Consider the following 20,157-nt stretch of genomic DNA (forward strand, 5'->3'; position numbering starts at 1 on the left):
TCCAGGAGCCGTCGAGCTCCGCGTTCCCCTGGATTGCTTCGCGGAGCCTGTCCTCGGGCTTGCCGAAGGCAAGACCCGGGGGCTCGCAATGACGATGCAGCGTCGCGCGACCCCTCATCCGCCTGCCGGCACCTTCTCCCGCAAGGGGAGAAGGGCGCATCACAACCCGGCGCTTCGAGAGCTTGGCCCGAGAATGACGATCTACGGAGAGGCTTCAGTAAAAGAAACGCTCCTCGACGATCCGGCCGTTGTCGACGGTGTAGAGACCGACTTCGTCCATCACGCGGCGTTCGCCGGTCTCCTTGACGGTGACGTCGACATGGAAGCGGACGGCGAACTGGTCACCGTTGAGATAGGGGCCTTCGCTGCTGAGGTCGTGGACCTCGTGGTTCGCGACCCACCACTCGCCCTTCTGCTTGACGGCTTCCTTGCCGCGGCAGACGGCCATCGGGCCGGGCATGTTCTCGTAGCTGACGATATCGTCGGCGTTGAAGCGGCTGGCGGCCTCGTCGTGCTTGCCCTCTTTGAGCAGGGCAACGAAGTCCTTGGCGATCTGATCGGTGGTCATGATCTGTGCTCCGTCGTTCAGGCATAGAGAGCCTAGGATCCCCTACCGCCCTGCCATGTCAGCAGCATGGCCGTGCGCTCCGCGCCTTTCTTCATTCTGCCCGCCGCGATAGAAATCGGTCATGCTGAACGCTTCCCGCATCCCCGTCTCCATCGACGCCACGCTCGCCCTGCTTCAGTCACAGGGCTATGTCGCCGACCGCGCGCTGGCGACGGTGCTGTTTCTGGCGCTTCGGATGAAGCGGCCGCTGTTGCTCGAGGGGGAGGCGGGCACCGGCAAGACCGAGATCGCCAAGGTGCTCGCGGCCGGGCTCGGTCGCCGGCTGATCCGGCTGCAATGCTATGAGGGGCTCGATCTCGCCTCTGCCGTCTACGAGTGGAACTATTCCGGGCAGATGATGGCGATCCGCCTCGCCGAGGCCGGCGGTGTCGCCGAGGATCGCGAGCGGTTGGAAGGCGATATCTTCTCCGAGAAGTATCTGGTGAAGCGGCCGCTGTTGCAGGCGCTCGAACCGCAGGATGGCGGGGCGCCGATCCTGCTGATCGACGAGCTCGACCGCACCGACGAGGCCTTCGAGGCCTTCCTGCTCGAAGTGCTGGCCGATGCGCAGGTGACGATCCCGGAATTCGGCACGGTCAAGGCGGCCGAGCCGCCGATCGTGATCCTGACCTCGAACCGCACGCGCGAGATCCATGACGCGCTGAAGCGGCGCTGCCTCTATCACTGGGTCGGCTATCCCGACGCGGCGCGCGAGCTCGCCATCCTGAAGGCCAAGGTGCCGGATGCCCCAGCCAAGCTCTCCAAGCAGCTCGTCGGTTTCGTGCAGGCGATCCGCAAGGAGGAGCTGTTCAAGGCACCGGGCGTGGCCGAGACGCTGGACTGGGCGACGGCGCTGGTCGAGCTCGATGCCGTCGCGCTCGACCCGGCCATCGTCTCCGACACGCTCGGCGCGCTGCTGAAGTACCAGGACGATATCCAGGCGATGCAGAGCTCCAAGGTGAAGGAACTGCTGGATCAGGCCAAGGCCGAGGTGGGGCGCTAGTCTTTCGCCCACGGCCGGAGATTGCTCCGGCGGAGAAGCGTGAGGGGGATGCCATGAACGCAGACATCAAGGCCGTGGAAGCGACGGTGCGGAGCTATCTCGACGGGCTCTATGAGGGCGACGCCGAAAAGCTCGCGCATGTCTTCCATCCGACAAGCGCGCTGACCACGGCCCGCGATGACGGCACGATCCAGATCGTTCCGCGCGATCAATGGCTAGATCTTGTCCGCAACCGGCCTTCGCCGCACGCGGCGGGGCTGCAGCGCGATGACCACATCCTCACCATCGATCTGGTCGGGCCGACGCTGGCGCTGGTCAAGGTCAAGTGCCAGATGCCGCCGCGCTACTTCACCGATCTGCTTTCGCTGCTGAAGATCGAGAGCCGCTGGCAGGTGGTCCAGAAGGTGTTCATGACCGAGACGCGCGGGTGACGTCATTCCCAGCCCTCATCCTGAGGAGGCCCGCAGGGCCGTCTCGAAGGATGTTCCAGAGAGCTCCCGAATCCTCTGGAGCATCCTTCGAGACGCCGCGTGCCGCGGCTCCTCAGGATGAGGGCTGTAGGATCTCAGGCGGGCCGCAATGACCGGCAAACTTCCCGAGAATGTTGCCTATTTCGCCCGAGCCCTGCGCGCGGCCGGGTTACCGGTTGGGTCCGGGGCGGTGGTCGAGGCGGTCGAGGCCTTGGGCGATGGTGCGCTGGGCGACCGCGACGACGTCTACTGGGCCCTCCATGCGATCTTCGTGAAAAAGCACGAGGACAGCCCGGTCTACGATCAGGCCTTCCGACTGTTCTGGCGCCGGCGCAATTTGATCGAGAAGATCATGGCACAGATGTCGCCGGTTTCGCCCGGGGCCGAGCGTCAGCCGGAGAAGGCCGAGGCGGGGGCGTTGCGCGTGGCCGAGGCCTTCTCGCCGCCGGCCCGCGAGGACGAACCGCCGGTCGAGCTGACGGAGCTGACGGCGCGGCTGACGGTCTCGGATCGCGAGATGCTGAAATCGCGCGACTTCGCGCAGATGACCGCGGCCGAGATCGCCCGTGCCAAGCAGCTTATCGCAGAGCTTCGGCTGCCGGACGACAGCGTGCCGATGCGGCGGTTCAGGCCCTTGGCGCATGGGCGGACGATCGATCTGCGTCGGACGCTGCGGCAATCGCTCAGGGGAGGTGGCGGCTCGATCGACCTCGCCTTCCGGGAGCGGCGCGAGATGCACCCACCGATCGTGGCGCTGGTCGATATCTCCGGCTCGATGGCGGAGTATTCGCGCATCTTCCTGCACTTCCTGCATGCGCTGACCGAGAAGCGCCGGCGCGTGCATTCCTTCGTCTTCGGCACGCGGCTGACCAATGTCACCCGGATGCTGAAGGCGCGTGACCCGGACGAGGCGCTGGCGCTTGCCGGGAAGGCAGCGCCGGACTGGGAGGGTGGTACCCGCATCTCCGCGGCGCTGCACGAGTTCAATCGGGTCTGGTCGCGGCGCGTGCTGGCGGGCGGGGCGGTGGTGCTGCTCTTCACCGACGGGCTCGAGCGCCATCTCGACGACAGCCTCGCCTTCGAGATGGACCGGCTGCACCGCTCCTGCCGGCAGCTGATCTGGCTCAACCCGCTCCTGCGCTACGATGCCTTCGCGGCGCGGGCGAGCGGCATCCGCGCGATGCTGCCACATGTCGACAGCTTCCGGCCAATCCACAATCTCGCCGCCATGGCAGATCTATGCGCGGCGCTGTCGCGGGAGGTCGGACGCGAGAATGATCCGCGCCTGTGGCTGAAACGGGCGCAGATGCCGAAACTCAGCGCCTGAAGCGGCCGTGCTGCAGGAAGTGGATGGTCTGCGCCACCGCTTCCGGATCGCGCATGATCAGGGGATGGCTCGTATGCAGCACGATGTGGTCGCTCATGCCGGCGACGCGGGTCCGCTCGACCGAGACGCGCCCGTCATCGGAGCCGGGCAGCACCAGCGACGCAAAGACATAGAGCGAGCGATCGCCGGCGATGACGCCGAGCAGGTAGTCCACTGCCCCGAGCAGACGGCACAGCTCCTCGCTGCGCCGCGTCGCGAGCTGCCCGCCCGCCGGGCCGAAGGCGCTGCGGTAGAGCCAGTTCCGCTCCAGCAGGTCGGCGATCTCGCTGCCTTCGTTCGGCGGGGCGAGCATGACCACGCGGCCGAGCCGCTCCGGCCGGAACCGGCTGAGATAGGCGCGGGCGACAAGCCCGCCCATCGAGTGGGTGACGAAGTGGAGATGTCCGGTCAACGCTGCCTCGAAGGTCGCGATCGGGCCGTGAAGCCCGTCCACGATCTCAGACAGATCCTGCCGGCGCGAGGGGTAATCGAGATTGAGGACCTGGTAGCCCTCTCCTGCGAGCGCCTGTTCGAGCAGCTTCATGGATGCCGCGCGGCGCAGGATGCCGTGGAGCAGGACGACGCCGTCTTGGCCGGTTGCGGCCATGGATTTCCTCGGACCGGAGCGGGAAGGGCCTTTGAAGTCAGCAGAGCGCTAGCACATATATCGGCTGAGCATAACGGCTGTGCCCGGTTCGCTCGACGTGGGCCGGCTGTTGGCGCATAAGATCGCAATTCGTTTCCGCGTCACCCGCGAAAGGCCCGGCGATGATCAGCACCGATACCGACATCCTGCGCGCCGCCGAGGCGTGGAGCCGCGGTGGCCGGCAGGTGGCGATCGCCACGGTGGTCGAGACCTGGGGCTCGGCGCCGCGGCCGGTCGGCTCACATCTCGTCATCGATGGCGAGGGCAATTTCCTCGGATCGGTCTCGGGCGGTTGCGTCGAGGGCGCCGTGGTGGCCGAGGCCGCCGACGTGATTGCCGACGGCAAGGCGCGCATGCTGGAGTTCGGCGTCGCCGACGAGACGGCCTGGAAGGTCGGCCTCTCCTGCGGCGGGCGCATCAAGGTCTTTGTCGAGAAGGTGAACTGAGATGGCTTCCTGGGAAACGCTGATCGCCTTCGCGACGGTGACGATCCTCGTCGCCTATTTTCCGGGACCGGCGCTGCTCTACACCGCCGCCCAGACCATCAGCCATGGCCGCAAGGCTGGCCTGATGGCGATGCTCGGCATCCATCTCGGCTGCTATGTGCACGTCTTTGCCGCCGCTTTCGGCCTCTCCGCCGTGTTCAAGCACGTGCCGGAGCTCTACGTGGCCGTGAAGATCGCGGGAGCGATCTATCTGGTCTGGATCGGCATCGGCATGATCCGCTCGCGCCTGGGCGCGCCCGATCAGCCGATCGCGCCGCAGAAGACGGTGAAGCGCGCCCTGCTCGATTCCTTCATCGTCGAGATCCTGAACCCGAAGGTCGCGCTGTTCTTCATCGCGCTCCTGCCGCAGTTCGTCGATCCGGCCGGCTCGCTGACGGTCTGGGTGCAGTTCCTGATCCTCGGCACGATCGTCAACTTCGCCTTCTCCTCGGCCGATCTCGTCACCGTCTTCGGCGCCTCCTTCGTCGTGGGCGCGATGAAGAAGACCAAGGCGGGCTTCGCCTTCGGACGCTGGATTGGCGGCTCGCTGATGATCGGGCTCGGGTTGAAGCTCGCGGCGGACAGGGGCTGAGCCCGTGGATCTCTCGGTCCTTGCGACGCTCAATTCCGAGCGGGAGGCACGCCGCGCGACCGTGCTCGTCACCGATATCGCCAGCGGTGCGCAGCGGCTCGTCAAGCAGGCCGCGATTGCCGGCGACCCGCTGGCCGAGCCGCTGGAGCGGCAGCTGCGCATGGGCAAGAGCGGCATGATCGAGGTCGAGGGCGTTCAGTACTTTCTGACCGTGCAGGCCCCGCATCCGCGGATCGTGGTGACAGGGGCGGTTCATATCTCGCAGGCGATGGCGCCGATGGCGAAGACACTCGATCTCGACCTCGTCATCATCGACCCCCGCACCGCCTTCGCGACACCCGAGCGCTTTCCGGAGAGCGAATTGCTGGCGGAATGGCCGGACGAGGCGATCGGCCGGATCGGCCTCGACAGCTACACCGCCTTCGTCGCCCTGACCCATGATCCGAAGATCGATGATCCCGGCCTGGAAGCGGCGCTGCGATCGGACTGCTTCTATGTCGGCGCGCTCGGCAGCCGGAAGACCCATGGCAGGCGCGTCGAACGCCTGACCGCGGCCGGCTTCGATGCTGCCACGATCGAACGCATTCACGCGCCGATCGGGCTCGATATCGGCGCGGTTTCGCCGGCGGAGATCGCGCTCGCAATCCTGGCCGAGATTGTCTCGACCTTGCGCGGCCCGCGCCGCAAGCCGGCCTGAGAGGCGCAGCAGATGAGATTCGGGCCCGTCACCATCGCCGAGGCTGTCGGCTGCATCGCGGCGCATACGATTCGCGCCGGCGGAGCGACCGTGAAGAAGGGCGCCACGATCACGGCGGAGCTGGCGGCAAGGCTCCGCGAAGCCGGCGTCCAGGAGATCGTCGCGGTCCGGCTGGAGCCCGGCGATATCGGCGAGAACGCCGCCGCCGAGCGCCTGGCTGAACAGATGACCGGCGAGGCCATCACAGCCGAGGCGCCCTTCACGGGCCGGGTCAACATGTTCGCGACCACGGCCGGCGTTCTCAAGATCGATGTGGCCGCCATCGATGCGTTCAATGCGGTGGATGAGGCGATTACGGTCGCGACTCTGCCGGCCCTCAAGGCGGTCGTGGCGGGCGAGCTCGTCGCGACGGTGAAGATCATTCCCTATGCGGTTGCCGAGACGCAGGTGCAGGAGGCGCTGGCGGCGCTCGGGGCCGGGCCGGCCATCGCGGTCGCACCCTATCGTCCAGCGCGCGTGGCGGTGATCTCGACCCTGCTGCCGGGCCTCAAGCCGAGCGTCGTCGACAAGACCCTGCGGATCATGGAGGAGCGTCTGGCGCCGGCACAGGCCACGCTGGCGGCAGACAAGCGCGTTCCGCATGAGCCGCAGCCGCTCGCCGCGGCGATTGCCGAGCAGGCGAAGGGGAATGCCGACATCATCGTGGTGTTTGGCGCCTCGGCGATCACCGACCGACGCGACGTCATCCCGCAGGCGCTGGTGGAGGCCGGCGGCGAGGTCGAGCATCTCGGCATGCCGGTCGATCCCGGCAATCTGTTGATGCTCGGCAGGCTCGAAGGCAAGCCGGTGATCGGGGCGCCGGGCTGCGCCCGCTCGCCGAAGGAAAACAGCTTCGACTGGGTGCTGCAGCGCAGCCTCGCCGGCATTCGGGTCGGACGCTCGGACGTCCAGCGCATGGGCGTCGGCGGGTTGCTGATGGAGATCGTCTCGCGGCCGCAACCGCGCGCGCCCGGGCATGGTGAGGCCGGCTCGGTTGCTGGAATCGTCCTCGCTGCCGGGCAGTCGACGCGCATGGGCGCGCGCAACAAGCTGCTTCAGCCGCTGCGTGGCAAGCCGATCCTGCGCCACGCCGTGGAGGCGCAGCTCGAAGCTGGCCTGTCACCGGTCTTCGTCGTCACCGGTCACGAGCAGGATGCTGTCGCGGCTGCCCTTGCGGATTTGCCTGTCCGGATCGTGCACAATCCCGATTATGCCTCTGGCCTGGCGAGTTCCTTGAAGACCGGGATCGCCGCCCTGCCTGTCGAGGTCCGGGGCGCGGTGGTTTCGCTCGGCGACATGCCGAACGTGACCCCGAATGTGATCGAGCGGCTGACCGAGGCGCATGGGGCGCGGCCGGAGGCGCTCGCCGTGGTGCCCACGCTGTTCGGGCAGCGGGGCAACCCCGTGCTGCTGGCACGAGAAGTCTTTCCGGCGGTGTCGTTGCTCACGGGCGATCGCGGTGCGAGGCGGCTGCTCGACGAGGCCGGCGAGCGGGTGGTCGAGGTCGCGTTCGAAGACCCGGCGATCGCGATCGACGTCGATACGCCGGAGGCCTTGCGGGCGTTGCAGGGCTGAGCCCAGAGCATTTTTCGATCAGGCTGAACCGTCATTGCGAGCGCAGCGAAGCAATCCAGGGGGACTGGGTTGAACGTTTCACCCAGTCCCCCTGGATTGCTTCGTCGCTTCGCTCCTCGCAATGACGGCTTCTGCGATCCAACCTGATCGGAAAACGCTCAGGAGCCTGCTGCGTTTTCACGGAAATGGGGGTCATCCCGGGCTTGACCCGGGATCCATGCCTGAACCTTGATCGGAAACGCTCCGGCATGGATTCCGGGTCTCCCGGAGCCTGCCATCGGGCCGACCGGAGGTCGGACCCGGTGGGTCGCTCGGGATGACGGCGTGTTTCCGCGTAAAATCAGCAGCCTCTAGCCCAACCAGTGCAGCCCAAGCGTGCCGTAGGCCTCCGATGGTTGGTCGCTGGTTCTCTGCCAGCCGCCGGACAGGCGCCATTCCAGACCGAGGAAGCGCAGGCCCGTGAGGTGAAGTCCGAGCCGCAGCTTGCGGTAGTTGCGCTCGCGGTAGGCCTCGACCTCAGGGCCGACATAGAACCCCATCGGCATTTGCCAGCCGGGTGCGACGCGCCCCCAGAGCCGATGATCGACCGAGGAAACATAGGCGTTGGCCTGCAGCATCATGCGATCGGCAGGCACGGCCCAGAGATCGGCCTGGAGCCGCGCGCCGTAGCGCTTCGTGATCATCGATGGGCCGAAGGTTTCGATGCGCTGCTCGCTTTCGAAGTCGGAGCCGGCATAAAGCGCGAGGAAGCTGTCGCCGACGCGCCATTCATAGCCCAGCATCGCCTGTGACTCGGCCTTGTAGGTAGTGCCATGCGGTGGCTGGCGCCGCGTCTGCTCCTGTGAGCCTCCGGCCTTGAGGAACAGCCGGAAGCCGCTTTCGGCGAGCCCGCTGCCGAGCGCCCGTTTCATGCCGACCGATACGAAGGTCTTCGTCGGCCCTGCCTCCAGCGAGCTGAATATCACCATCGAGATGGGCGAACGCTCGTCGGATTCCTCCTCGGCACGGGGCAGATCAAGCGGAGCGGCTGTCGCGAAAAGCGCCAGCCCGGTCAGTTTGGCCTTGCTCCAGCCATACGCCACGCACGCCCCCCAACACCGTCCTCTCGCGGGTGCCAGCCCACGATATCTATTGGGATTGCAGCAGTTTGGCAGTAGGATTGCAAGCTTTTGTTAACCAACCGGGAGCAGCCTCGACGTATCCGGCAAAGCTTTCATTCCGTATCGGGAGAGGAGGTGGCGATGGTCTCGGCAGATTTCATCAAGCAGCTGGAAGGCTACGGGCTGACAACGGCGACGATCCTCTACCGGATGCCGGATCATCTCAGCGTCCTGCAGACCTATATCTGGCAGCAATACGACGTGGCACCGCGCTTTCCGGTGCTCCAGGATTTCCTCGCCTTCTGGCGGCGCGAGCTCGATGGACCGCTGCACTCGGTCACCATCGCGCATTCGCGCCTGATCCGGCCGGCCGAAATCCGCAGCCTGAATGGTGTGCTGACGCTGCATTGAGCAGGCCGCCCCTAGATCGCCGCGCGTCCTATCGGACGCGAAGTGGTGATCTATCCCTTTGTTTGAGCATCGGATTTCTCCGAAAAGTGGATTCCACTTTTCGGTCCGATGCTATGGGTGGCCCTGAGCGCCCGGCATTGAACGCCTGCGCGGGGCGTGCTTGTTGGGCGGCGGCCGGCCGTGCTAGGCGGGCGCTTCCGCTCCGGTACGGCCTTTGTTCCCTTGTCATCTTCCCTGCGCACCTCCGGACTTCTGACGGCGCTCGCCGGACTGCCCGGGGAACGGATCGCGGTCGGTACGATCGTCGCCGCGCTTCAGGACCGGGCCTATGCCCTGCTCGTCGTGCTGCTCGGCCTGCCGAACTGCCTGCCGATGCCGCCGCCGATCCCGCTGGTCTGCGGCCTGGTCCTCGCCTTCATCGCCCTGCAGATGCTGATGGGCCGGCGGATGCCGTGGCTGCCGAAGGCGCTGCTCTCCCGCAGCATTGGCAAGCCCGAGCTCAATCGCGCCGTCGAGCGGGCGCTGCCAGCCCTGGTCCGGCTCGAACGCTTCTCCAAGCCGCGCCTGACGATGCTGGGCAGTCCCTACGCCGTCCCGGTGCTGGGGCTGCTGATGCTGGTCCTGGCGCTGGGCCTGATCGTCGCCGCCCCCCTCATCGGCCAGATTCCGCTCGGCCTCGCCGTCTGCCTGGTCGGGCTCGGCCTGGTCGAGCGCGACGGGGTGCTGATCATCATCGGTGCGGTGTTTGGCGCGGCGGGGCTGCTGCTCAGCGCCGGCTTCGCCTACGCGATCTTCAGCGGCATCCACGAACTGCTGTTCTAGGCCTTTGTTTTATCGCATTTTCTTCACGCGAACCGGTGTCCACTTCGCTCGAAAATGCTCTGAAGACGGATTTCAGGCGGCGATGAGGACTTCAGCAAAAGGGTTGTCGAGACCCAGCAGCCGGTCGATCTCATGGGCCGGCACGGCCTTCGAGAACAGGAAGCCCTGAAGCTCGTGGCAGCCGATCGCCTGCAGGAAGCGATGCTGCTCGGCCGTTTCGACGCCTTCGGCGCAGACGCGCAGGCCAAGCGCCCGGCCGAGATGCGCCATGGAGTGAACCAGAATCGCAGATTCGCCGGTCGCTTCCATGTATTCGAGGAAGGAGCGGTCGATCTTGATCTTGTCGAAGGCGAAGCGCCGCAGATAGATCAGGCTCGAATAGCCGGTGCCGAAATCGTCGAGTGCCAGGCCGACGCCATGAGCGCGGATATCCATCATCGCGGTCTCTGCCGCATCGGCATCCTCGATCAGCACGCCTTCGGTGAGCTCGAGCTCCAGCTGCGCCGGATCGAAATCAGTCTCCTCGATGATGCGGATGACGTTGGCGACAAAGTCCTTGTGGCGGAACTGGATCGGCGAGACGTTGACGGCGAGCCGGACACCCGACCAGCGCCGGGCTTCGATGCAGGCGCGTCGCAGCACCCATTCGCTCAATGGCATGATCAGGCCACGCTCCTCGGCGATGGCGATGAAGTCCGATGGCGGGATCATGCCGTGCACCGGGTGCGGCCAGCGCACCAGCGCCTCGACGCCGACGACGGTGGAGCCGTCGACCGAAACCTGCGGCTGATAGTGCAGCGTCAGCTCGTCGTTCTCGATGGCGCGACGCAGATCGTCCTCGACCATCCGCTTGAGCTGGAGCGACCGGTTCATCTGCGTTTCGAAGAAGGCGAAACGATTCCGGCCGCTGTTCTTGGACTGGTAGAGCGCCGTATCCGCGAGCCTCAGCAGCATCTCGCGATCCTTGCCGTCGCGCGGGGCCATCGCGATACCGATCGAGCAGCCGATGGTGACCTCGATGCCCATGACGATGAAGGGCTCGGTGAGGCGCGCAAGGATGCGTTCCGCCAGCGCGGTGCAACCGGCGGGCGTCGCCTGCGTCTGGATGATGCCGAACTCGTCGCCCCCGATGCGCGCGACGGTGCCTCCGGCCTGCGTGGCGCTGACGAGCCGCGCGGCGACCTGCCTGATCAACTCGTCGCCCGCCGTATGGCCATAGGTGTCGTTGACCGCCTTGAAGCGATCGAGGTCGATCAGCATCACGGCAAGGCCTTGGCCATCCCGCTGCAGATCGGCGAGGGTCTGGTCGAGAGTCAGGTCGAAGCTGCGCCGGTTCGGCAGGAGCGAGAGCTCGTCCTGGCCGGCGAGGCGCTGGATCTGGCGCTCGCGCAACTCGATCTGCCCGGCGGCCGCGCGCAGACGCTGGACCACGAAAATGAAGATCGCCGAGAACAGCAGGGCCACCGCAATCAGGGCCCAGAGGAACCGATGCAGCATGACGTCGCCGGGGCGCGCCGGCGTCCAGCTCAGCCAACCGGAGGCCGTGCCGTCAGGGCCGCGCAATGCCAGCCCGTTGAGCCTGTCGCCCGGCTGCGCGGAGACCAGGCGGATATCGGCAACGCGATAGCGGTCGGACAGCTCCGCCAGCAGGCTTGTCGATATGTGCCGATACGCAATCAGGAAGAGCGTTTCAGGCATGCTCGCGGCGCTGAACGGCACGACGCGTGAGAGGTCGACAACCGTCAGCATCAGGGTTTCATCCCCGTCCCGGACGATGGTCGAGCGCGTGGTTCCGAACTGCGGGAGGAGCTCCTCGCCGACGGCAACGGAAACCGGAAACTCCTTGGCGCCGCGCAGGAACGCCTCGAGGTGGCGCAATCCCTCCGCGCCGGATCGGACCAACTGCGTGTCCGTCTCGGTGCCGGCCAGCACGATGCCGCGCGCGGATGCAATATAGGCCCCGTCGAAATCGACGAGCTGGCCGCGCAGGCGTTTGAAGGCCGCTTGAAGAGCGACCTTCGGATCGTCCTCCTGCAAGGCATCCGGCAGCTCGCCGGTCGCAGTCAGGCTCTGCAGGCGCAGCTCATTGAGCCTGATCTGGGCATTGAAGGCGGTCTCAACCCGTTCGGCCTGGCGTTGCGCCTCGAGACGATTGGCCTCACGCGTGATGGCGATGACGACGCCGATGCCGGCGGCCATCAGGAGCAGGAACGCGCAGCCGAGCGTCACCACCGTGCTCGCGAACATACGAGCGGAGGACCCCGCATTCGTCATCTTCGCGGCAAACGGTTGCAGCATTCGTTATCCAAGGCAGGTCGTTCCGACGACTTAAAGCTCGAATTATTGATATCCCGTTGCCGTTTGACGGCATCAGGAGTCGGAGGGGGCGTAAGGCGGGCGGGGGATCGCCATATGGGCCGCGCGCAAAGCGGCGGACCAGCGCTCGCGCAGGTCGTGGAAATAGGGCTCTCCAGCCTCGATCCGCCGGTTGAGTTCGAGATCGTCGGCATCACGCCGCATGACGATGAGGTCGATCGGCAAGCCAACGCCGAGATTGGAGCGCATCGTCGAATCCATCGAGATCAGCCCGACCTTGAGGGCGTCGTAGAGATGCGTCTTGAAGGTCACCGCGCGATCGAGAATCGGCTTGCCGTATTTGTGCTCGCCGATCTGGAGGAAGGGTGCGTCCATGCCGCATTCGATGAAGTTGCCGGCGCCGTAGACCATGAAGAGCCGCATCGGCTGGCCCTTGATCTGGCCGCCGAACAGCATCGAGATGTCGAACTTGACCCGTGCTTCCTCCAGGGCCGTGCCGTCGATCTCGCGGACATGCCGGATGCAGCGGCCGACCAGTTGGGCGGCGCGGAACATCGAGCTCGCGTTATGCAAGGTGTCGATCTCCCCGGTCTCGGGGTTGGGCAGGCCTTCTTGCAGGAAACTGACCACGGACTGGGTGATCGAGAGGTTGCCGGCGGTCATCAGACCGAAGTTCCGGTCGCCCGGCCACGAGAAGACATGGAGCTTGCGGAAGGTCGAGATGTCGTCGAGCCCGGCATTGGTGCGGGTATCGGCGATCATGACGAGGCCATCCTGCACGAGGATTCCAGCGCAGTAGGTCACGGGGCTTGTCCTTGCATCTGCGGCATTCCCAGAGCATCGGACCGAAAAGTGGAACCCGCTTTTCGGAGAAATCCGATGCTAAAATAATGAGCTAGATCGCATGCGTCCGGTAGGGCGCACGGCGATCTAGGGGCGCGATCACTGGTTGGCGAAACGGCCCTCGGCCTCACGGGCGCTGACGAGCACCTTGAGATTCTCGCCTTCGCCGCCCTGACGCGAGCCGCGGACCGGCGCGGCGTCGGCGAAGTCGAGCCCCACGGCCACGCGAACATGCGTGTCGATCGGGCACAGGCCGTTGGCGCAGTCGAAACCAATCCAGCCATAGTCGTCCAGATGAACCTCCGCCCAGGCATGGGCGCCGTTGCCGTGCGGCAGGTCGTCGGATTGCGCGACATAGCCCGAGACGCAGCGGGCGGGCATGCCGAGATGCCGGGCGCAGGCCATGAAGACATGGGCCATATCCTGTGCGATCGCCTCCTGCGCGGCAAAGGCTGCGATCGCGCCGACACTGCTGCGGCCGCTGGCATCGACGCAATTCATCCGGTCGCCGACGGCTGCCATCAGAGCATGCATCTGCGACAACGGCGTGGCGGCGCCCGCCGTAACCTCGTCGGCGAAGCTGCGGAGCGCTTCGTCCTGCTCCGTCAGCAGGGTCTCGCGTCGATAGACATCGCAGGGAACCCGTTCGAGACCGCCGCGAACCACACCGGCGAGATCGATGGTCTCGATCAGCCCGTCAATGCGGATGCCGAGCGAGGAGATCGGGCCTTCCGCGTAGAAGCTATGGACGATGTTGCCGTGCGCATCCTGCGTGGCGCGCAAGCGGCCGTCGACGCTCGGCTCGATGCGCCAGGACATCACATGCTGGCCGTCATGGTCGCGCGGCGTCAGGCGCAGAATCTGCGTGATGTGGCGCGCCGGCTCGGCGTAATCGTAGCTGATCGTGTGGGAAATCCTGATCCGCATGGTTTAGGGTCTGTACTCGTGATGGGCGTTCTTCTGACGCTGGGCATTTTGGTCGGCGGCCAGGAGCGTGGCCGCCGCAAGCCGCCCGGTTTGCAAGGCCGGGCGACACCGCAGCCGACCAAAAGGCCCGCGCCCCTTCGGGGTTGGGCGAAAACGGCCGATAGCCGCGTCGGTCCTTTGCCCGATGCCTGGGGCATCGGGCGGCAGGCTCCTCCTGGCTCTCGGCCGTTTTGGCCCGATCAGAATAACGTCCATCATGAGTACAGACCCTAATCCGAGCGGGTTACCGCAGCCGCGTTCTTGCGGCGAGCCTGAACGTGAGCAAGCCTCTCATTGCAGATACTGCTCGAAGATGGTGTTGCCGAGGCGGTTGTTCTCTGTGATGAACTCCTCGATGAATTCGTGCAGCCCGTGCTCGAAGACATCGTCGATCCGGGTGTTGCTGAGGCCCGCCAGCGTCTTGCGCGCCTGGCGCTGGGCCGGACCCTGTCGGCCATAGGCATCGCCGAGATGGTCGAGGAAGCGCGAGATGCTTTCGTAGCAGGCGGCGAGCGACCGGGGCATGCGGCGGTTCAGGATCAGCAGATCGGCGATCAGGATCGGCTTCACCGCCTCGCGATAGACCCAGTGATAGGCGGTCAGCGCGGAAACCTCGCGCAGCACTGTCGTCCACTGGAAGTAGTCGAGCGAGCCGCCGACCTGCTCGTTGGCCGGCAGCAGCACATGGTACTTCACGTCCAGGATGCGGGCGGTGTTGTCGGCGCGCTCGAGATAGACGCCGAGGCGGGAGAACCAGTAGCCGTCGTCACGCAGCATGGTGCGGTAGGCCGAGCCGTCGAAGACCAGCGAGACGTTCTTCACCCAATCGAGGAAGCGGGCGAATTCCTCGCGGTCCATCCGTTTCTTCTCGAACCGCTGCAGCTCGAGCCAGGCGCCGTTCAGTGCGTCCCACATCTCCGAGGTCAGCGCCGTGCGGACGGCCCGCGCATTGGAGCGCGCCTGAGCGAGGCAGTTGCGGATCGAGGAGGGGTTGTCCGGGTTGAAGGTCAGGAAATCGCAGACATTGCGCTCGTTCGCCTCGCCATAGGCCTGGGCGAAGGTGTCTTCGCAGCCGGCGGTGGAGACCGCGCTCTGCCATTCCGTGCCGGCGCCGCCATAGGTGCTGGGCAGGTTGGTGAGGCGGGTCGTGGCGTCGAGGATGCGGGCGAGATATTCGGCCCGCTCGACATAGCGGGAGACCCAGTAGAGGCTGTCGGCGGTACGCGAGAGCATGGTCAGCGAGAGCCTTTCCGCAGCAGGGCAGTCGGTTGCGGGGTCGTGATGGCGTGGCGTGGGGCTGCGTCCGTCATGCGTCGATCACCCAGGTGTCCTTGGTGCCGCCGCCCTGGCTGGAATTGACCACCAGCGAGCCTTCCTTCAGCGCGACGCGGGTGAGACCGCCAGGCACGCAGGAGATGCCGTTGGCGCCGCTGAGCACATAGGGGCGCAGGTCGACATGGCGCGGCGCAACGCCCGAGGCGACGAAGGTCGGGCAGGTCGAGAGCGCCAGTGTCGGCTGCGCGATGAAGCCCTCAGGGCTCGCCTTGAGCTTGCGCCGGAAGGCCTCGATCTGCGCTTTGTTGGCGTGCGGGCCGACGAGCATGCCGTAGCCGCCCGAGCCGTTGACCTCCTTGACGACGAGCTTCTCGAGATTGTCGAGCACATAGGCGTTGGCTTCAGGCTCACGGCAGCGGAAGGTCGGGACGTTCTTCAGGATCGGCTCCTCGCCGGTGAAGAACTTCACGATCTCCGGCATGTAGCTGTAGACCGCCTTGTCGTCGGCGACACCGGTGCCGACCGCGTTGGCGAGCGTGACGTTGCCGGCCTTATAGGCGCCGATGATGCCGGGCACGCCCAAAACCGAGTCGCTGCGGAAGACCAGCGGGTCGATGAAGTCGTCGTCGATGCGCCGGTAGATCACGTCGACGCGCTTCGGCCCCTGGGTCGTGCGCATGTAGACGACGTCGTCCTTGACCAGAAGGTCCGAGCCCTCGACCAGCTCGACGCCAAGCTTGTCGGCCAGGAAGGAGTGCTCGTAGAAGGCCGAATTGTACTGTCCGGGCGTCAGCAGGCAGATCGTCGGGTCGGAGGGGGCGCTGCGCGGCGCGACCGAGCGCAGCGTCGCCAGCAGCTGGTCCGGATAGTTGTCGACCGGGGCGACGCGATGCGTGGCGAAGAGCTCAGGGAAGAGCCTGAGCATCACCTCGCGGTTCTCCATCATGTAGGAGACGCCGGAGGGCGTGCGCGCATTGTCCTCCAGCACGTAGAACGTATCCGCATCGACGCGCACCACATCGATGCCGGCGATGTGGCAGTAGATGCCGTGCGGCACCTTAAAGTCGACCATTTCGAGCTGGTAGCAGGCGTTCCGGTAGACCAGATCGGGCGGGATGATGCCGGCCTTCAGGCATTCCTTTGGCCCGTAGACATCGGCGAGGAACATGTTGAGCGCGGTGACGCGCTGGCGCAGGCCCGCTTCCAGCTTGGTCCATTCCGGCTTGGTCAGGACACGCGGGATGATGTCGAAGGGGATCAGCCGTTCGGTGGATTCAGCGTCGCCATAAACAGCGAAGGTGATGCCGATGCGGCGGAAGAACAGTTCGGCCTGGCTGCGCCTCAAGGCGAGCGTTTCCGGCGGAGCCTCCTTGAGCCAGCGGTCGAGAGCTTCGTAGGCGGGCCGCAGCTCCGTGCCCGAGCCGGTCATTTCATCGAATGCGACCATGCTGCCGTCTTCCCCTTTTCCGGCAGCCTATGCGCATTCGCTGGCGTTCGGGAAGAGGGGGAACAGACTGCCATTTGATCTGATCTGCCTAATTCGTAGGCAATACTGCGCGTGTGTTCGTGTCGTCCGAGCGAAAATGCGCGAAGAGGAAAGCCCCGACGGCGGCGTGCGCCCCCACCGCTGATCGCCATGGCGAGGCTGATTCTAGCCCGATTTCGCCGAGCCGGCCCTCTCCGCCAACCAGAGCCGCAGTGCTTCTGCGTTGTTCCGGTGTTCGTCCTTCGCTGCATAGAGCAAGGTCACCGGGCCTTCCTTCAGCTTCTCGTCCAGCGTGGCGAGGGCCGCCTGCGCCGGAGCTGTGCCGAGTTCGGCTGCATAGGCTGCGCGAAACTCATCCCAGCGGTCGGGATGGCCATGGAACTCGTGCCGCAGCGTATCGCTGGGCGCGATCTCCTTGAGCCAGAGATCGATCCTGTCCTTGGAGACGCCGCGTGGCCACAGCCGATCGACCAGGATCCGCATGCCGTCGCCGGGGGCAGGCGGATCGTAGACCCGTTTCACTGTCAGTTGCGACATGGGCTCTGCCTCCCGCGGAGGTGGTGTGCAGCTCAGATCAGGCCGAGGCTGCGGAAGCTCGCATGGCCGTCGCGGCCGACGATGATGTGGTCGTGGATGGCGATGCCGAGTGGTTTGGCGATGTCGACGAGCTCGCGCGTCATCCGCATGTCGGCACCCGAGGGCGTCGGGTCGCCGGACGGGTGGTTATGGACGAGGATGATCGCCGACGCCGAGAGTTCCAGCGCCCGGCGCATGACCTCGCGCGGATAGACCGGGGTGTGATCGACCGTGCCGGTCTGCTGCACCTCGTCCGCGATAAGTGCGTTCTTCTTGTCGAGGAAAAGGATGCGGAACTGCTCTCGTTCGGCGAAGGCCATCGCCATGCGGCAATAATCGAGCACCGAGGACCAGGAGGACAGGACCGGCCGCTTCGAGACCGCGCCCTTGGCCATGCGCTTCAGCGCGGCTTCGACGATCTTGAGATCGAGCGCCACACCTTCGCCGACGCCCTTCACCTCGGTGAGACGGGCGGCCGGCGCGGCGAGCACCTCGGCGAAGGAGCCGAAGCGCTGGATCAGCTCCTTGGCGAGCGGCTTGACGTCGCGCTGCGGGATCGAGCGAAACAGCAGCAGCTCGAGCAGCTCATAATCGGGCAGCGCGTCGGCCCCAGCTTCCTGGAAGCGTGCACGCAGCCGTTCGCGATGACCGTGATAGTGCGGCGCCGGCGTTTGCGGAGCAGCGGCTTCGGCAAAAGCGACAGGCGAGGGTGCCTTGCGTGGTCCCTTGCCGATGCCGACGCTCATTTTGCGGCGAGCGGATTGTCGAGGCCGCCTGGCGAGAGCGTGAAGATTTCGCAGCCCGTCTCGGTGACGCCGATCTGATGCTCGAATTGGGCGGAGAGCGAGCGGTCGCGCGTCACCGCGGTCCAGCCGTCGGAGAGCACCTTCACGCCCGGCTTGCCGAGATTGATCATCGGTTCGATGGTGAAGACCATGCCGGGCTTCAGCTCGATGCCTTCGCCCGGGCTTCCGTAATGCAGGATGTTCGGCGCGTCGTGGAAGAGCTGGCCGATGCCGTGGCCGCAGAAGTCACGCACCACCGAGCAGCGCTCGGCCTCGGCATAGCGCTGGATCGCGAAGCCGATATCGCCGGTCGTGGCGCCAGCGCGCACCGCCTTGATGCCGCGCAGCAGGCTCTCATAAGTGATCTCGACCAAGCGCTCGGCCTTCCGCGAAATCTCGCCGACGCCGTACATGCGGCTCGAATCGCCGTGCCAGCCGTTGACGATCAGCGTGTAGTCGATGTTGAGGACGTCGCCTTCGCGCAGCGGCTTGTCGTCGGGAATGCCGTGGCAGACGACGTGGTTGATCGAGGTGCAGATCGACTTGGTGTAGCCGCGATAGAACAAGGTCGCCGGGTAGGCGCCATTGTCCATGGCGAACTGGAAGGCGAGGTCGTCGAGGCGCTGGGTGGTGACGCCCGGCTTGACGTAGGAGCCGAGCATGTCGAGCCCTTCCGCCGTCAGGCGCCCGGCCTTGTGCATGGCCGCGAAGGCCTCGGGGCCATGAATCTTGATGGCAGGCTCGCGTGAACGCGAGCGGCCGATGGTGTCTTCGAATGTCATTGCGCGCGGAAAACTCCTCCCCTCATATCTATTGCGTTTGGTGAGGCGCGCAAGCTGCTTGAGCGCGGGGGCACGTGCGAGCGGGATGCGGCGTCTCCTCAAATCACGAGCGCCGGGACGGGACCGGCTATCCGCAAGGCCTCGCCGGCCAGGCCATTCCGCTCGCGGGACGGCTGATGGCGATTGCGGACGTCTACGATGCTCTCGTCACGGAGCGCGTCTACAAGGCGGCGATGACGCATGACGAGGCGGTCGCCGTGATCCTGAGCGAACGCGGCCGGCAGTTCGATCCCCGGCTCGTCGATCTCTTCATCGAGATCGCGCTCCGGTTCGGCGAGATCCATTCGCGCTTCGCCGACGCGCGCTGACGTCTGGCGATTATGTTCGTTACGACTGGCGTCCCGGCGCCGTGAGGTGTATCAGGCTGGCCCGATGGCCATCATGATCGATCAACCCGCTGGCGAAGAGCGGCCTTACGGCGCCTTTGCCCCGAAAGCCTTTGTCGCGCGCATCATCGCCTGGACGCGCGCGACCTCCGGCAGCTTCCTGGGGCGCAAGCTCGCCCTTGCGCTGCGCAGCATCGCCCTGCGCGCGCTCGACGGTACCCCGGTCGACATCGAGGCGCTCGGCGCCAGGATGCGACTCCATCCGAACGGCAATATCTGCGAGAAGCGCGTGCTGTTCACACCGCAGAGTTTCGACGTGTCGGAGCGCGAGATGCTGGCGGCGCGGCTGCGCGAAGGCTTCACCTTCATCGATGTCGGCGCGAATGTCGGCGCCTATTCCTTGTTCGTGGCGGCGCAGGCGGGGCGCGGCGCGCGCATCCTCGCGGTCGAGCCGCAGCCGGATATTTTCGCACGGCTCGCTTTTAACATCGCGCAGAACCCGTTCGGCACGATCAAGGCGGTGGCCTGCGCTCTCGCCGACAAGCCGGGCGAGCTGACCCTGTTCATCGATCAGGTCAATCGCGGCGAGTCGAGCGTCCGTATCATCAATTCGAGCGCGGGAACCGCGCTGAAGGTGCCGGCGATGACGCTGCTCGCTCTGGTCCAGGGCGAGGGCTATGAGCGGATCGACGCGATCAAGCTCGATGTCGAGGGCGCCGAGGACATTATTCTCGAGCCCTTCCTGCGCGATGCGCCGGAGGCGCTCTGGCCGAGCTTCATCATCATCGAGGATTCGCGCCAGCGCTGGCAGAGCGATCTCGTCGGCCTGCTGACGCGCAGCGGTTACGAGCTCGTGGCGCAGACGCGGCTCAATCTCGCCTTCGAGCGCAAGCGCGCCTGACCCGGCATGTCCGTGCCGCGTGGGCGCG

Annotated in this window: 22 protein-coding genes; 11 read left to right on the forward strand and 11 right to left on the reverse strand. The window is 65.9% G+C overall.

Going from position 1 to position 20,157, the window contains the following annotated elements:
• Positions 1-214 precede the first annotated feature (214 nt).
• Positions 215-568, reverse strand: a complete 354-nt coding sequence (locus tag FQV39_RS00405) for a nuclear transport factor 2 family protein (RefSeq protein ID WP_149128508.1) — start codon at positions 566-568, stop codon at positions 215-217.
• Positions 569-689: 121 nt separating this feature from the next.
• Here FQV39_RS00405 and FQV39_RS00410 point away from each other — a divergent pair, with 121 nt between their 5' ends.
• From FQV39_RS00410 to FQV39_RS00420, 3 genes are all read left to right on the forward strand, one after another.
• Entirely contained in the window at positions 690-1,610 is a 921-nt protein-coding gene (locus FQV39_RS00410; RefSeq protein WP_149128509.1) for an AAA family ATPase, read from the forward strand.
• A 53-nt stretch (positions 1,611-1,663) separates the two neighbouring features.
• Positions 1,664-2,041 carry a nuclear transport factor 2 family protein gene (locus FQV39_RS00415; protein ID WP_149128510.1) on the forward strand — a complete coding sequence of 126 codons (378 nt, stop codon included), beginning with the start codon at positions 1,664-1,666 and terminating at the stop codon, positions 2,039-2,041.
• Between the two features lie 148 nt (positions 2,042-2,189).
• Positions 2,190-3,407, forward strand: coding sequence for a vWA domain-containing protein (locus FQV39_RS00420; RefSeq protein WP_149128511.1), 1,218 nt, complete (start codon positions 2,190-2,192; stop codon positions 3,405-3,407).
• Here FQV39_RS00420 and FQV39_RS00425 read toward each other — a convergent pair.
• On the reverse strand, positions 3,397-4,053 hold the full coding sequence (locus tag FQV39_RS00425; RefSeq protein WP_149128512.1) for an alpha/beta fold hydrolase: 657 nt from the start codon (positions 4,051-4,053) through the stop codon (positions 3,397-3,399). The two genes, FQV39_RS00420 and FQV39_RS00425, sit on opposite strands and share 11 nt — an antisense overlap.
• 161 nt (positions 4,054-4,214) lie before the next feature.
• Here FQV39_RS00425 and FQV39_RS00430 point away from each other — a divergent pair, with 161 nt between their 5' ends.
• From FQV39_RS00430 to FQV39_RS00445, 4 genes are read left to right on the forward strand one after another with little or no spacing between them, the layout of a single operon-like run.
• Entirely contained in the window at positions 4,215-4,538 is a 324-nt protein-coding gene (locus FQV39_RS00430; RefSeq protein WP_149128513.1) for an XdhC family protein, read from the forward strand.
• A 1-nt stretch (position 4,539) separates the two neighbouring features.
• Positions 4,540-5,169, forward strand: coding sequence for a LysE family translocator (locus tag FQV39_RS00435; protein ID WP_149128514.1), 630 nt, complete (start codon positions 4,540-4,542; stop codon positions 5,167-5,169).
• 4 nt (positions 5,170-5,173) lie between these two features.
• Positions 5,174-5,866 (forward strand): XdhC family protein, encoded by a 693-nt coding sequence (locus FQV39_RS00440; RefSeq protein WP_149128515.1) that lies wholly within the window; start codon positions 5,174-5,176, stop codon positions 5,864-5,866.
• 12 nt (positions 5,867-5,878) lie between these two features.
• On the forward strand, positions 5,879-7,480 hold the full coding sequence (locus tag FQV39_RS00445; protein ID WP_149128516.1) for an NTP transferase domain-containing protein: 1,602 nt from the start codon (positions 5,879-5,881) through the stop codon (positions 7,478-7,480).
• Positions 7,481-7,830: 350 nt separating this feature from the next.
• On the opposite strand, the gene bcsS is transcribed toward FQV39_RS00445, so the two are convergent.
• Complete coding sequence (gene bcsS, locus FQV39_RS00450; RefSeq protein ID WP_149128517.1) at positions 7,831-8,562, reverse strand: cellulose biosynthesis protein BcsS; 732 nt, start codon at positions 8,560-8,562, stop codon at positions 7,831-7,833.
• 159 nt (positions 8,563-8,721) lie between these two features.
• Between bcsS and FQV39_RS00455 the strand changes: the two genes are divergently transcribed.
• Together FQV39_RS00455 and FQV39_RS00460 are read left to right on the forward strand one after the other, a co-directional pair.
• Positions 8,722-8,991 carry an usg protein gene (locus tag FQV39_RS00455; protein ID WP_149128518.1) on the forward strand — a complete coding sequence of 90 codons (270 nt, stop codon included), beginning with the start codon at positions 8,722-8,724 and terminating at the stop codon, positions 8,989-8,991.
• Positions 8,992-9,213: 222 nt separating this feature from the next.
• Positions 9,214-9,813 carry an exopolysaccharide biosynthesis protein gene (locus tag FQV39_RS00460; RefSeq protein ID WP_149128519.1) on the forward strand — a complete coding sequence of 200 codons (600 nt, stop codon included), beginning with the start codon at positions 9,214-9,216 and terminating at the stop codon, positions 9,811-9,813.
• A 72-nt stretch (positions 9,814-9,885) separates the two neighbouring features.
• On the opposite strand, the gene FQV39_RS00465 is transcribed toward FQV39_RS00460, so the two are convergent.
• The 8 genes from FQV39_RS00465 to map all read right to left on the reverse strand — a co-directional run bounded on the left by FQV39_RS00465 (position 9,886) and on the right by map (position 18,842).
• A complete protein-coding gene (locus FQV39_RS00465) occupies positions 9,886-12,111 on the reverse strand; it encodes a putative bifunctional diguanylate cyclase/phosphodiesterase (protein ID WP_149128520.1) in 2,226 nt (741 codons plus the stop codon).
• Between the two features lie 72 nt (positions 12,112-12,183).
• Positions 12,184-12,933: a proteasome-type protease gene (locus tag FQV39_RS00470; protein WP_149128521.1), complete on the reverse strand. Its 750-nt coding sequence runs from the start codon at positions 12,931-12,933 to the stop codon at positions 12,184-12,186.
• A 138-nt stretch (positions 12,934-13,071) separates the two neighbouring features.
• Positions 13,072-13,899 carry a transglutaminase family protein gene (locus FQV39_RS00475; RefSeq protein ID WP_149128522.1) on the reverse strand — a complete coding sequence of 276 codons (828 nt, stop codon included), beginning with the start codon at positions 13,897-13,899 and terminating at the stop codon, positions 13,072-13,074.
• A 330-nt stretch (positions 13,900-14,229) separates the two neighbouring features.
• Positions 14,230-15,171, reverse strand: coding sequence for an alpha-E domain-containing protein (locus FQV39_RS00480; protein ID WP_149128523.1), 942 nt, complete (start codon positions 15,169-15,171; stop codon positions 14,230-14,232).
• Between the two features lie 73 nt (positions 15,172-15,244).
• Positions 15,245-16,660, reverse strand: a complete 1,416-nt coding sequence (locus FQV39_RS00485) for a circularly permuted type 2 ATP-grasp protein (RefSeq protein WP_149128524.1) — start codon at positions 16,658-16,660, stop codon at positions 15,245-15,247.
• A gap of 204 nt (positions 16,661-16,864) precedes the next feature.
• Positions 16,865-17,236: a DUF488 domain-containing protein gene (locus tag FQV39_RS00490; RefSeq protein WP_149128525.1), complete on the reverse strand. Its 372-nt coding sequence runs from the start codon at positions 17,234-17,236 to the stop codon at positions 16,865-16,867.
• 32 nt (positions 17,237-17,268) lie between these two features.
• On the reverse strand, positions 17,269-18,021 hold the full coding sequence (gene radC / locus FQV39_RS00495; RefSeq protein WP_149128526.1) for a RadC family protein: 753 nt from the start codon (positions 18,019-18,021) through the stop codon (positions 17,269-17,271).
• Positions 18,018-18,842, reverse strand: a complete 825-nt coding sequence (gene map / locus FQV39_RS00500) for a type I methionyl aminopeptidase (protein ID WP_149128527.1) — start codon at positions 18,840-18,842, stop codon at positions 18,018-18,020. Before map ends, radC begins: the two co-directional genes overlap by 4 nt.
• A 74-nt stretch (positions 18,843-18,916) precedes the next feature.
• Between map and FQV39_RS00505 the strand changes: the two genes are divergently transcribed.
• Both FQV39_RS00505 and FQV39_RS00510 read left to right on the forward strand, forming a co-directional pair.
• Positions 18,917-19,210, forward strand: a complete 294-nt coding sequence (locus FQV39_RS00505) for an HD-GYP domain-containing protein (RefSeq protein ID WP_149128528.1) — start codon at positions 18,917-18,919, stop codon at positions 19,208-19,210.
• 73 nt (positions 19,211-19,283) lie between these two features.
• The gene (locus tag FQV39_RS00510; RefSeq protein WP_187640127.1) at positions 19,284-20,129 is read left to right on the forward strand and encodes an FkbM family methyltransferase; all 846 of its coding nucleotides are present in this window, start codon (positions 19,284-19,286) and stop codon (positions 20,127-20,129) included.
• The last annotated feature ends 28 nt before the right edge of the window (positions 20,130-20,157 follow it).

Origin of the sequence: Bosea sp. F3-2, assembly GCF_008253865.1 — a bacterium.
Lineage (GTDB): Bacteria > Pseudomonadota > Alphaproteobacteria > Rhizobiales > Beijerinckiaceae > Allobosea.